Origin of the sequence: Methylobacterium sp. 391_Methyba4 (genome assembly GCF_029691625.1) — a bacterium.
Taxonomy (GTDB): Bacteria; Pseudomonadota; Alphaproteobacteria; order Rhizobiales; family Beijerinckiaceae; genus Methylobacterium; species Methylobacterium fujisawaense.
Window position 1 is genome coordinate 6,199,367 of sequence record NZ_CP121475.1, and the last position, 11,675, is coordinate 6,211,041.

The window sequence follows — 11,675 nt, forward strand, 5'->3', positions numbered from 1 at the left end:
TCAGCCCATCACCCGGATCCGCGCCGGACCGGCCTCGATCCGGCCGATGCGGGCGGCCGCCGGGTAGCCCGCCGATCGGATGCGCGCGAGGAGCGCGTCGGCCCGGTCGGCCGAGCAGGTCACCAGCAACCCGCCCGAGGTCTGCGGATCGGTGAGGATGTGGCGGCGCCAGTCCGGAAAACCCTCCGGCAGGTCGACCGCCTCGCCGAACGCCGACCAGTTCCGGTGCGAGGCACCGGTGACGGCGCCGGCGCGCGCCAGCGCCTCCGCCTGCGGCAGCAGGGGGAGGGCGTCGGCCTCGAGGGTGAGCGTGAGACCGGCGCCGCGGGCGATCTCCAGCCCGTGGCCCAGGATGCCGAAGCCGGTCACGTCGGTGAGGGCGTGGACGGCGGGCTCGGCGGCCAGGTCGGGTCCGATCCGGTTGAGCAGCGTGGTGGTGGCGATGAAGTCGCGGTAGCCGGCGTCGTCCAGGGTCTCCCGCTTGATCGCCGCGGAGTAGACCCCGACCCCGAGGGCCTTGGTGAGCAGGACGGCATCTCCCGCCATCGCGTCGGCGTTGCGTCGCACCGCCTCCCGGCGGCAGGTGCCGATCACCGCGAGGCCGTAGATCGGCTCGGGGGCGTCGATCGAGTGGCCGCCCGCCACCGGGATGCCGGCCTCGGCGCATTGCTCTGCGCCGCCGCGCAGGATCCGCGCGACCACCTCCGGGTCGATCTTGCCCAGGGGCATCCCGAGGATCGCGAGCGCGAAGAGCGGCCGGCCGCCCATGGCGTAGACGTCCGAGATGGCGTTCGTCGCGGCGATCCGGCCGAAATCGACGGGGTCGTCCACCATCGGTGTGAAGAAGTCCGTGGTGGCGATGATGCAGGTGCCGTCCTCCAGCTCCCATACGGCCGCATCGTCCGCCGTCTCGTTGCCGACGAGGAGCCGCTCGAACGGCCCGGCCGCCGGCTGCTGGGCGAGGAGCTGGCGCAGGGTGGCGGGGTCGAGCTTGCAGCCGCAGCCGCCGCCATGGGCAAGACTGGTCAGGCGGGGGGCATCGGTCATCGCTGATCTCCGTTCCGGACGTCCTGGGACCATGGCGACTCAGTAGCGCGTCGTCAGCGCATTGAGCCAGTCCGGCGAAGCCGCGACGGCCGCAGCTTCGACCTGCTTGTCGAGTCCCGTCAGCACCAGCAGGCCGAGTACCACCATCACGGCGCCTAGCGCGGCCTTCGCGGCCCGGCCGGCCGCGGCAAGGCCGCCGCGCCAGCGCAGCAGCGCCTCGCGGGAGACGAAGCCGAGGAGCATCAGCGGGGCCGCGGCCCCGATCCCGAAAGCCAGCATCGTCAGGGCGACGCTCCCGAGATGCTCGCCCCGCGCCGCCATCAGCGAGGCCGCGCCCAGGGTCGGTCCCACGCAGGGGCTCCAGGCGGCGCCGAGCAGCAGGCCCACGGCGAACTGGCCGGACAATCCGCCGGAGCCGAAGCCGCCGAAGCGTTCCTCCGCCCAGGCGCCGACCGGGCCGGCCGCCGTCGCGACCCGGGCCTGGAACCGCGGCAGCATCAGCACCACGCCCAGCAGCAGGAGGAGAACCGCGCCGGCACGCCGGAACGTGTCGCCGTCCAGGCCGATGGTGAAGCCGATCGTCGCGACGAACAGCCCGATCGCCGTGAAGGCGATCGCCAGCCCGCCGGCCAGCGCCACCGGGCCGAGGCGATGCTCCGCGGCCGCGGTGCCGAGCACGATCGGGATCAGCGGCAACACGCAGGGCGAGAGTACCGACAGAAGCCCGGCCAGGAAGGCGAATCCGACCGTTCCCAGCATGCCCTCGCGCTCCCGATCCCGCTCGCCCTGCGGAGGTCTCCTCCGTGCCGCGCGGGCGGTCAACGCGCCAGGCGGCCGCGGGCGCGCGGGAACCAGGCGGCGGCCAGCCGATTTCGGCGGCAGTCCGGTGGCGTTCCCGGGCGAGGCGGAGCAGACCGGTGACCATCTTCTTTACGGGCGACACGCATTTCGGCGACCCGCGGGCACTGCGCTTCGACCACCGGCCCTATCCGGATCTTGAGGCCCACGATGCCGGGCTGGTCGCGGCCTGGAACGCCGCGGTCTCGCCCGGCGACACGGTCTGGCACCTCGGCGACTTCGCCCTCGGGCCGAGCGGGGACCGGATTCGCGAGATCCTCGCCGGGCTGAACGGCGAGAAGCACCTGATCGTCGGCAACAACGACGGGCCCGATACTCTGGGTGCGCCCGGCTGGACGTCGGTTCGGCACTACGCGGAAATCGAGGTCGAAGGCCGCATGGTCGTGCTCTGCCACTACGCGTTCCGCACCTGGAACGGCATGAGCCGGGGTGCCCTCAATCTCCACGGGCACAGCCACGGCAAGCTCAAGGCAATGCCGAAGCAGTACGATGTGGGCGTCGACCCGATGGGGCCGGGACCCGTGCCGCTCTCCGCAATCCTCACGTCCCGCCGGCGTCGGGGGCGGTGAGTCGGGGCGGAACTTTCACGTCAGCTTCACCGTTTCAGCGGACAGGAAGGGAGTGGACTCGTGCCGCTCCGAGAAACCCGGCCGGTCCGCCTTCGGAGCGGCCATCCCAAACCGTGTGTGAGTGTTGAAGTGAGTGCCATGTCGGTCACTCTGACCCGTTGCCTCGCCAGCCTCGTGGCAGGCCTCGTGATGACTTCCGCGGCGTCGGCTGTGCCGGCCTGCATCGAAGCCCAGCGCAAGGTCGACGAGGCGAATGCCCTGCGCTTCCAGGCGCGTCAGGAGGCCCGTCTGGGCGATCATGACCGCGTCTGCGACACGCTCGATGAAGTGGGCGACCGCTACGACGATGCCCGCGACGCCTTCGAGCGATGCGGCGAGGGCGTCGTGGCGATCGATCTCCGCAGTGAACTGCGGGGCCTGCGGATCGCCAAGAAAATTAACCGCTGCGATTGATCGGGTGCGCATCCGCACCTCGGACGTCCCGTTCCTGCAGCATCACCCCGTCACGCGCGACGCCGGTCGCCGAAAAGGTTCTGCGCCCATGACCCCCGCCACGCTTTCGAACGACATCGAACCCGCCGTCGTCCGCACCGGCCCGTCCTTCGCGGCCGCCCTGTGCGGCTTCGTCAGCACCACCGTCGCGACGACGATGCTGCTCATGCTGATCGGTGCGTTCTGATCAGGGCGCGACCGACCAGAATCGCTGACGGTTGAACAACATGTCCTGGGAGCCGACCTTCGGTGCCGGCTCCGTCCGCCGCCCGCAATCGGGTTCGGCCGGCTTCGTGACGGCCGCGAGCGTCGTGTGGGCCGGCACGGGTATCAGGCCCAGGCGCGTCTGAACCTCGGGCTGCCGCGCCGCCGCGATGGTCAGCACGCAGGCGATCAGGCCGCCGGCAACAGTTCCGAGAACGAAATTCAACATCGGGCCTGGGATCCGGGGCCCGATTCCTTTGGGCCACACAGCGTCGTCGATAAGCAACCCGGCGGCATCATGGCGGATCTGGCGCTCACGCGCTTTTAACTCCTGGTCTGCGACAGCTACGCGCCAGCTTGCCGCCAAGGCAGGCCTGACGACGGGGCTGGACCGCCGATGAACTACGCCGCCAACGCCTACGCCAAGACATCCCACAGCGCCCTCTCGCCGCGCGAAGCCGAATCCGCGGTTCTGCTGAAAGCGGCGCAGAAGCTGATCGGTGCGAGCCAGGGGCTCTCCGAGGGCGATGCCGGGCGCCTCAACGACGCCCTGTCGTTCAACCAGCGCGTCTGGACGCTGCTGACCTCCGAGGCCACGTCGGACCTGAACCCGCTCCCTTCGGACGTCAAGCAGGGCGTCGGCCGCCTGGGCGTGTTCGTGCTCCAGAGCTGCATCGACACGATGATCGCGCCGACGCCCGAGAAGATCGCGACGCTCGTGTCGATCAACAACCACATCGCCGCCGGCCTGCAGGGCAATCCCGGCTGAGGCCCGAGGGCCGTCAGGAAGCCGCCGACGTTTCCGGCAGGTCCGGCTGGGACACCGCGCCGGCGGCTTCCCACTCGACGAGTTTGCGGCTCAGCTTGAGCGCCCGATAATACGCGCCGGTCTCGACGGCCTGGGCGATCCCCGCGATGTGAGGGGCCGCCGCCGGCGCGAGCCCCAGCAGATCCGTCGCCTGCCGGAAGAACAGGTCGATCCCCTGCGTCGGATCGTCGGCGAGATAGATGACCGTCAGGGTCAGGTGGAGGCGCTTGCAGGCCGTGTCGGCCTCGGTCTCCGTGATGATCTCGCTCTCGCGCAGGAACTTGCACTGCGTCTCGATCAGGAAGGTCGAGCGCCGGTCGCCGTTGCGCAGCAGGGCACCGTTGATGATCAGCCGTTCGAAGGGCTTGAGTTCCAGACGCAGGGGCATCGGGCGTTCCTTTCTAGAAGACCCGGCGATCTCATTCGCGAACCGTTAACGTTTCGAGAATTCCCGCCCCGAGCGCGGCCGTTGCACCACGCGGGTGCCGTGATAAACTCCCACAAATGACGAACGGGTGAGACGTGTCGGGGAGGTCCGATGACGGCGCAGACGGATCGGCTCGCACGGTATCCGAGCCTCGCCGGCAAGCGCGTCCTGGTCACGGGCGGAGCCTCGGGAATCGGCGCGGGTCTGGTCGAGGCCTTCGTCGGCCAGGCGGCTCGCGTCCTGTTCTGCGACATCGCGGATGATGCGGCGAACGCAGTGGTGGCGCGTCTGACGCCCGGCGCCGCGCACGCCCCGCTCTACCGGCGCTGCGACCTGACGGATGTCGATGCGGTTCGCGCGCTGGTCGCCGAGGCGGATACGGTTCTGGGCGGCTTGGATGTCCTGATCAACAATGCCGGCAACGACGACCGCCACAGCCTCGCCGAGGTGACGCCCGCCTATTGGGACGACCGGATGGCGGTGAATCTGCGCCACCTGTTCTTCGCCGCCCAGGCGGCGGTGCCGGCGATGCGGCGTGCGGGCGGCGGCGTGATCCTCAATTTCGGATCGATCAGCTGGCATCTCGGGCTGAAGGAGATGCCGCTCTACCAGACCGCCAAGGCGGCGATCGAGGGGATGACCCGCGCCCTGGCCCGCGACCTCGGCCGCGATGGGATCCGGGTGGTGTCGATCATCCCCGGCAACGTCCAGACGCCGCGGCAGGAGAGATGGTACACGCCGGAGGGCGAAGCGGACATCGTCGCCGCGCAATGCCTCGACGGCCGAATACAGCCGGCCGACGTCGCCGCGCTGGTCCTGTGCCTCGCCTCGGACGATGCCCGGATGTGTACAGGCCACCCCTACGTCATCGACGCGAGGTGGCGCTGACCGGGAGCCGGGCAGGAGACCGGCCGGACATGAGACCGGCCGGACATGAGACCGGCCGGACATGAGACCAGCCGGACAGGGGGCGCGGGTCCGCGCTCCGGCCCGGCCCGCTTCCGTGCCTCAGTCGCACGTCTCCTTCTTGACGGTCTTGGAGTCGCCCATGTCGTTCTCCTTGCGCACCGTCTTGGTGACGCAGCCGTCGCCATGGTCGTGGACGGTCACGGATTTCGACTCGGTCGCCGGGCGGTCGACGACGACGGCCGGCCGGTCGCGCTCGATGACGGTGGTCTGGGCCTGTGCGGCGGCGCCGAGGCTCAACAGGGCGGCGGTCGCGAGCAAGGTCTTGCGCATGCTGAAACTCCAATACCGGTTTCGGTACCGGGTAACGGCGGTCACAGCTTGAGCGTTCCGCAGAGCCGTCGGTCTCGAAGGCGAACCGAACCCGTAAAAAAACTTGGCTCGGCCCGCGCGCCGTTCGGTTCGAAGCAGAGCCGGAGCGACGGCGCCAATGACTGCGGAACCGGGACCAAGACAACCCCGGTGGACTACGTGCGCGGCGTGGCCGGGCCTCAGCCGCCCGTCATCGGCGGGAAGAAGGCGATCTCGCGGGCGCCCGCGATCGGCGCGTCCGGCTTGGCGTGGACCCGATCGATCGCGGCCCGGACGACGCCCGGATCCTCGAAGGCGTAGGCATATTCCTCGCCCCGGCCCCGGAGCCACCCGACGAGGTCGGCGACGGTGGCGACCTCCGCCGGGGGTGCCAGCTCCTCCTCGGGGCGGCCGATCCGCTCGCGGACCCAGGCGAAATAGACGAGCTTCATCGCATCACCGTAGCGAAGACAGGGCAGGGACCGCACGTCCCGCAGGCCGATCCGTCAGCGCGGATCGTCGATGACGTGCTTGATCCCGGCCCGCATGTAGTCCCAGCCGGTCCAGAGCGTGAGGGCGGCGGCCAGCCACAGCAGCGTCAGGCCGATCGGCTCGGTCCCCGGCAGCAGGGTCTCGCCCGCCGGGCCGGCCACCAGGAAGCCGAGAGCCACGAGCTGCACGGTGGTCTTCCATTTGGCGATCTTGCTGACGGGCACCCCGACCTTCAGCTCGGCCAGGTACTCGCGCAGGCCGGAAACCAGCACCTCGCGGCACAGGATCACGATGGCCGCCCAGATATTCGAGCCGACGATCGTGTGGTCCGCCGTCAGCATCAGCAGGCACGCCGAGACGAGAAGCTTGTCGGCGATCGGATCGAGCATCCGGCCGAGCGCCGAGCTCTGATGGTAGGTGCGTGCGACGTACCCGTCCAAGTAGTCGGTGATCGCGGCCGCGACGAAAACGCCCAGCGCCGTCCACCGGGCGGTGTGGGATTCGGGCCAGAACAGCAGAGCGACCATCACCGGCACGGCAACGAGGCGCCCGTAGGTCAGGCAATTCGCGAGCGTCCAGGCCGGCGACCGTCGTCGGGGAAGGACGGCGTTCATCGCAGGGGTGAAATCAGAGCGGGGCCCGGGCGTCAACGTCCTGGTTTCGGTCTCGGCCATCGCGGTCGGGTTCTCAGGCGCCGGCATGGAAGAAGTCGTAGACCGCCCGCGCGGTGGCGGCGTTCACGCCCGGTGTCTTGGCCAGATCCTCGAAGGCCGCGCGCTCGATGGCCTTCACGGTCCCGAAGTGATGGAGCAGCGCGCGCTTGCGGCTGGGCCCGATGCCGGCGATCTCGTCCAGGGGGTTCTTCACCATCTCGCGTTTCCGCTTGGCCCGGTGGCTGCCGATGGCGAAGCGGTGCGCCTCGTCCCGGAGCCGTTGCACGAAGTAGAGCGTCGGGTCGCGCGGCGGAAGCTTGAAGGGCGGCCGGCCGGGCACGAAAAACGTCTCGCGCCCGGCATCCCGGTCGCGGCCCTTGGCGACGCCGATCAGCGGCACGCCCGAGACGCCGACCTCCTCCAGGGCCGTCCGCGCGGCGTCGAGCTGGCCCTTGCCGCCGTCGATCAGCACGAGGTCCGGCCAGGCCGGGAACGCCTCGCTCTCCTCGGCCGGCACCGGCTCCTGGACGCCGCCCTCGACGGCGGCGGCCGCGGCTTCGCGTTCGGTGCGCGGTGACTCCTTCACCAGCCGCTTGAAGCGCCGCTGCAGGACTTCGCGCATCATGCCGTAATCGTCGCCCGGGGTGAGCTCCTCGGACTTGATGTTGAACGTTCGGTAATGCGTCTTCATGAAGCCCGTCGGGCCGGCGACGATCATGCCGCCGACCGCGTTCGTCCCCATGATGTGCGAGTTGTCGTAGACCTCGATCCGGCGGGGCGCGCCGTCGAGCCCGAAGGCCTGGCCGAGCGCCGCGAGCAGCTTGCCCTGGGAGGCCGTGTCGGCGAGGCGCCGCGCGAGCGCCTCCTTGGCGTTGCGCTGGGCGTAATCGACGAGGTTCTTCCGCTCGCCGCGGCTCGGCTTGTGGATCTCGACGCGGTACTCCACCCGGCTCGACAGGGCCGCCGCCACCAGCTCGGCATCCTCGACCGCATGGCTCGTCAGCACCGTCCGGGGCGCCGGCTTGTCGTCGTAGAACTGGCCGATGAACGACCCGAGCACCTCGTCGGGGGTCATCGACCGGTCGGCCTTGGGGAAATAGGCGCGGTTGCCCCAGTTCTGGAAGTTCCGGAAGAAGAACACCTCGATGCAGAACTGGCCGGCCTGCTCGTCGAGGGCGAACACGTCCGCTTCCTCCACGCCCTGGGTGTTGACCCCCTGCACGCCCTGGATCGCCGACAGCGCGGCGATCCGGTCCCGGAAGCGGGCGGCGCGTTCGAACTCCATCGCTTCCGAGGCTTCCTGCATCTCGGTGCGCATCCGGTCCTTCACGGCGTTCGACTTGCCCGCCAGGAATGCCCGGGCGGAATCCGCCATGGCGGCGTAATCCTCCGTGGCGATCTCGCCGGTGCAGGGACCGGAGCAGCGCTTGATCTGGAAGAGCAGGCAGGGACGGGTGCGGTTCTCGTAGTAGCTGTCCGTGCAGGTGCGCAGGAGAAAGGCGCGCTGCAGGGCGTTCACCGTCCGGTTCACCGCCCAGACGCTGGCGAAGGGCCCGTAATAATTGCCCTTCCGGCGCCGGGCGCCCCGGTGCTTGACGATCTGCGGGGCGGGGCCGTCGTCGGTGACCAGAATGTAGGGGAACGACTTGTCGTCCCGCATCAGCACGTTGAAGCGGGGCTTCAGCTGCTTGATCAGGTTGGCTTCGAGGAGCAGCGCCTCGGTCTCGGTGGCGGTGGTGACGAACTCCATCGCCGCCGTCTGCGAGATCATCCGGGCGATGCGGTTCGAATGCGCCTGACCCCGCGCATAGGAGCCGACCCGCGCCTTCAGGTTCTTGGCCTTGCCGACATAGAGGACGTCGCCGCGATGATCGAACATCCGGTAGACGCCGGGCGAGGACGGCAGGGTCGACCAGAACCGGCGGATCACCTCGGTGCCGGCCTGGACGGCACCCGGCTCGAAGTCGAAATCGATTTCCGGCGCCTCCGTGTCGGGGAGGCCGGCTTCCGGCGCGTCGGCGGTTTCGTCCCGCTCGGCGTCGCGGCCGTCGTCGAAGGTGTCCGGGGGCAGGTCTGAGAGGGCTCTGCGGCTCATACCGCAGATCTAAGCGTTCCTGAGCGCCAGCGGGACCGGGGCGGCGACAAAAATCGCGCGCCCGGACCGGGGATCAGTCGAACAGCGAGTCGATGTCGCTCTGGTCGACGTGGCCGGGATCGTGGTCGAGCTTCGGACCGTTCAGGAGAGAGCTCTCGTCGTCCAGGGAGGTCGGCACCGGCATGACGGTGATGAGCTCCTTGAAGCTGTCGAGCTCCGACCACGTGGCGATCAGCCGGTCGAGATGCTCCTCGATGAACTTCATCACGCCGACGATCTTGGTGATCCGCTGGCCGGTCAGGTCCTGGAAGTTGCAGGCCTCGTAGGCGGTGATCACGCGCTCGAGGATCACGTCGACGTGCTGCTTCAGCCCGGGCGGCAGCGTCGCGGCGTTGAGCATGCCGGCGTGGCTCTCGATCTCCTCGATCGCCCCGAGGAGCTGCGTCGTGGCGCGCTCCGTCGAATCGACCACGGCGTCGAGTTCGTCGGCCGCCCGGCGCATGCCCTTGCCGGTATTCTCCGTCCGATGCAGCGTCGCCAGCTCCGACTTGGTGCGGGTGATCGCCTCCTTCATCACGTCGAGTTCCGTGCGCATCGCGAGCGCTTCGTGCAGCTCGCGCCGGCACGACTCGATCGTCTCGCTGGCGCTCATCTGCGTGACGCGGCGCAAGTCCTGGATGGCGCTGAAGATTTCTTCGAGTCGCTCGTTCGAGGCGATCGAGCCCGGACCAGGCTGGGGAGCCGCGGGAATCCCGAGGCTGTCTTCGATGCGATAGCGCTTCTGGGTCATCGTCCGGGCGTGGGCGTTCGGGTTCCGTCGACGCAACTCTCTACCACATCGGTTAGCGGACTGTGACTGCCAAGCTTTTTCCGACCGCTCCGGGCTCCTTCCCGAAGGCGCGGCGGGCTGCGATGAACGGTTAACCGGCGATTCACGCTGCCGCCGACGGGCCGGGGAGAGACCGCGGCCTCGGCGCGATTCACCACGTTCCTTCACCTGATTCGGTAAAATGCCGCGGGATCGTTCGCGGGCCGGGCGCTTGGGCGCCGGCTCGGGAGCATGCAACGATGCGGGGTTCGATCCGATTGGGAATGGCGGCGGCCGCGGCCGCTTTCGTGCTGTGCGGGCCTGCGCGCGCGCAACAGGCGCGCTACGCCGAGGGCGGCTACGGCGGCGGCCTGATCGAGTACCTCGTCACCGGAAGCGCCGGGGGCGGCGGCCGCGGCTGGCCGCAGCGCTCCGCGGCCCCGCAGCGGGCGGCGACGTCCCAGCGGGTCGCGGCCTATTCCGGGGAGCTGGTGCCGGCCGAACCGGAGGCCGCTCAGGCATACGGACAATCCTACGGACAGGCTTACGGTGCGGCTCAGCCCTACGGCGCGCCGCCCGCGGCCGCCTACGGAGCGTCCCAGACGGATCCCGGCCGGATCGCCCGCGCGGTCGCGCCGGAATTCCAGCGCCAGGAGGTCCCGTTCGCGGGGCCGCAGAAGCCCGGGACGATCGTCATCGATACCGCCGGCAAGCATCTCTACCTCGTGCAGGCCGGCCAGCGCGCCCTCCGCTACGGGATCGGCGTCGGCCGTCCCGGCTTCGCCTGGAGCGGTCTCAAGACCGTCAGCCGCAAGGCGGAGTGGCCGGACTGGACACCGCCGGCGGAGATGCTCGCCCGCCGGCCCGACCTGCCGCGCCACATGGCCGGCGGGCCGGAGAATCCCCTCGGGGCGCGGGCCCTGTATCTCGGTTCATCGCTTTACCGGATCCACGGCACCAACGAGCCCAACACGATCGGTCAGTCGGTCTCGTCGGGCTGCATCCGGATGATGAACGACGACGTCGTCGACCTCTACGACCGCGTGCCGGTGGGAACGCGCGTCGAAGTCCTGTGAGCGCCTGACGCCGTCGGCATCACGCAGGCTGACCCTTCGGATACGGAAAGGCCCGGCCGCGCCTGACGCGACCGGGCCTCTCTCTTTGGGGGCTGACGCCGGGGCTGGACGATCAGGTCCAGTCGCTGTCGTCGCCGCCGCCCAGGTCGCCGCCGAAATCGCCGCCCGGATCGCTGTAGTTCGCGTCCTGGAAGCTGCCCAGGTCGCCGCCGCTGTTGTCCAGGGCAGCTCCGAGATCCTGGTTGCCACCGTCGCCGTAGTAGTTGTTGACCACGGTCTCGCCGGCACCGCCGCCCAGGCCGGCGGCCGCAGCGCTGCCGAGGCTCGAATGGCCGCCCGCGAAGGCGTTCGACAGGGCGCTGCCCAGGAGCATGCCGCCGGCCGCGCCCGCCGCCATGGGGAGCGCCGTCGCCATGAAGCCGCCGCCGCGGGCCGGCGCCTGCGGCTGACCGCCCCACGGGCCGCCCTGCTGGGGATAGCCGCCCTGCTGGGGATAGCCCCCCTGCTGCGGGTAGCCTTGCTGGGGATAGCCCTGCGGGGGCGCGCCGCCCTGATTGCCCCAGGGTTGTCCGGCGGGACGCTGCTGTGCGTAGCCGGGCTGCGGCTCCTGGCGCTGGCTGCCGCCGCCGAAGATGCTCGACAGGAAGCCGCCGCCGCCCGAGGGCTGCGCAGAGGCCGCCTGGCTGCGCGCCTGCTCCAGCTGCTGGTTCAGGCTCTTGATCGCCTCTTCCTGGACGTAGATCAGCTGCGCCATGGCGTAGGGCGCGTAGGGCTGGGCGCGGATCTTGTCGGCGATGAAGCGCTCCGCCTCCGCGTCGCGGGGCTGGGTCTGCGCCTGCTCCAGCCGCTGGAAGATGCCCGAAATGACGTCGCGTTCTTCGCTGTTCAT

The 11,675-nt window shown here is 69.9% G+C and carries 16 protein-coding genes; 6 read left to right on the forward strand and 10 right to left on the reverse strand.

Translation table 11 applies throughout. The features are described from left to right. The gene (gene selD, locus P9K36_RS29265) at positions 1–1,047 is read right to left on the reverse strand and encodes a selenide, water dikinase SelD (protein WP_043760332.1); all 1,047 of its coding nucleotides are present in this window, start codon (positions 1,045–1,047) and stop codon (positions 1–3) included. 39 nt (positions 1,048–1,086) lie between these two features. Continuing rightward, positions 1,087–1,806 carry a cytochrome c biogenesis protein CcdA gene (locus tag P9K36_RS29270; RefSeq protein WP_053611128.1) on the reverse strand — a complete coding sequence of 240 codons (720 nt, stop codon included), beginning with the start codon at positions 1,804–1,806 and terminating at the stop codon, positions 1,087–1,089. Positions 1,807–1,964: 158 nt separating this feature from the next. Between P9K36_RS29270 and P9K36_RS29275 the strand changes: the two genes are divergently transcribed. The 3 genes from P9K36_RS29275 (at position 1,965) to P9K36_RS29285 (ending at position 3,153) form a co-directional block, all read left to right on the forward strand. Continuing rightward, positions 1,965–2,474: a metallophosphoesterase gene (locus P9K36_RS29275; protein ID WP_053611129.1), complete on the forward strand. Its 510-nt coding sequence runs from the start codon at positions 1,965–1,967 to the stop codon at positions 2,472–2,474. Between the two features lie 129 nt (positions 2,475–2,603). Next, positions 2,604–2,927 (forward strand): hypothetical protein, encoded by a 324-nt coding sequence (locus tag P9K36_RS29280; RefSeq protein WP_078947352.1) that lies wholly within the window; start codon positions 2,604–2,606, stop codon positions 2,925–2,927. 4 nt (positions 2,928–2,931) lie between these two features. After that, a complete protein-coding gene (locus P9K36_RS29285; RefSeq protein ID WP_139231596.1) occupies positions 2,932–3,153 on the forward strand; it encodes a hypothetical protein in 222 nt (73 codons plus the stop codon). Here P9K36_RS29285 and P9K36_RS29290 read toward each other — a convergent pair whose 3' ends face one another. Next, positions 3,154–3,399: a hypothetical protein gene (locus P9K36_RS29290; protein WP_043355558.1), complete on the reverse strand. Its 246-nt coding sequence runs from the start codon at positions 3,397–3,399 to the stop codon at positions 3,154–3,156. Positions 3,400–3,567: 168 nt separating this feature from the next. Between P9K36_RS29290 and flaF the strand changes: the two genes are divergently transcribed. Beyond that, on the forward strand, positions 3,568–3,939 hold the full coding sequence (gene flaF / locus P9K36_RS29295) for a flagellar biosynthesis regulator FlaF (protein WP_043355557.1): 372 nt from the start codon (positions 3,568–3,570) through the stop codon (positions 3,937–3,939). Positions 3,940–3,952: 13 nt separating this feature from the next. Here the strand turns inward: flaF and P9K36_RS29300 are convergent, their stop codons facing one another. Next, positions 3,953–4,366, reverse strand: coding sequence for a flagellar biosynthesis repressor FlbT (locus tag P9K36_RS29300; protein WP_043355555.1), 414 nt, complete (start codon positions 4,364–4,366; stop codon positions 3,953–3,955). A 150-nt stretch (positions 4,367–4,516) separates the two neighbouring features. Here P9K36_RS29300 and P9K36_RS29305 point away from each other — a divergent pair, with 150 nt between their 5' ends. Then, a complete protein-coding gene (locus tag P9K36_RS29305) occupies positions 4,517–5,293 on the forward strand; it encodes an SDR family oxidoreductase (RefSeq protein WP_278306302.1) in 777 nt (258 codons plus the stop codon). Positions 5,294–5,413: 120 nt separating this feature from the next. Here the strand turns inward: P9K36_RS29305 and P9K36_RS29310 are convergent, their stop codons facing one another. The 5 genes from P9K36_RS29310 to P9K36_RS29330 all read right to left on the reverse strand — a co-directional run bounded on the left by P9K36_RS29310 (position 5,414) and on the right by P9K36_RS29330 (position 9,692). Then, a complete protein-coding gene (locus P9K36_RS29310) occupies positions 5,414–5,644 on the reverse strand; it encodes a hypothetical protein (protein WP_043355551.1) in 231 nt (76 codons plus the stop codon). Positions 5,645–5,862: 218 nt separating this feature from the next. After that, complete coding sequence (moaD, locus tag P9K36_RS29315) at positions 5,863–6,114, reverse strand: molybdopterin converting factor subunit 1 (protein ID WP_043355564.1); 252 nt, start codon at positions 6,112–6,114, stop codon at positions 5,863–5,865. A gap of 54 nt (positions 6,115–6,168) precedes the next feature. Continuing rightward, complete coding sequence (pgsA, locus tag P9K36_RS29320) at positions 6,169–6,768, reverse strand: CDP-diacylglycerol--glycerol-3-phosphate 3-phosphatidyltransferase (RefSeq protein WP_043355549.1); 600 nt, start codon at positions 6,766–6,768, stop codon at positions 6,169–6,171. A 73-nt stretch (positions 6,769–6,841) separates the two neighbouring features. Then, positions 6,842–8,902: an excinuclease ABC subunit UvrC gene (gene uvrC / locus P9K36_RS29325; protein ID WP_043382720.1), complete on the reverse strand. Its 2,061-nt coding sequence runs from the start codon at positions 8,900–8,902 to the stop codon at positions 6,842–6,844. Between the two features lie 73 nt (positions 8,903–8,975). After that, the gene (locus P9K36_RS29330) at positions 8,976–9,692 is read right to left on the reverse strand and encodes a protein phosphatase CheZ (RefSeq protein ID WP_043382723.1); all 717 of its coding nucleotides are present in this window, start codon (positions 9,690–9,692) and stop codon (positions 8,976–8,978) included. A gap of 278 nt (positions 9,693–9,970) precedes the next feature. Between P9K36_RS29330 and P9K36_RS29335 the strand changes: the two genes are divergently transcribed. Then, complete coding sequence (locus P9K36_RS29335) at positions 9,971–10,786, forward strand: L,D-transpeptidase (protein WP_278306303.1); 816 nt, start codon at positions 9,971–9,973, stop codon at positions 10,784–10,786. Between the two features lie 112 nt (positions 10,787–10,898). Here the strand turns inward: P9K36_RS29335 and P9K36_RS29340 are convergent, their stop codons facing one another. After that, complete coding sequence (locus P9K36_RS29340) at positions 10,899–11,675, reverse strand: DUF2076 domain-containing protein (protein ID WP_043346900.1); 777 nt, start codon at positions 11,673–11,675, stop codon at positions 10,899–10,901.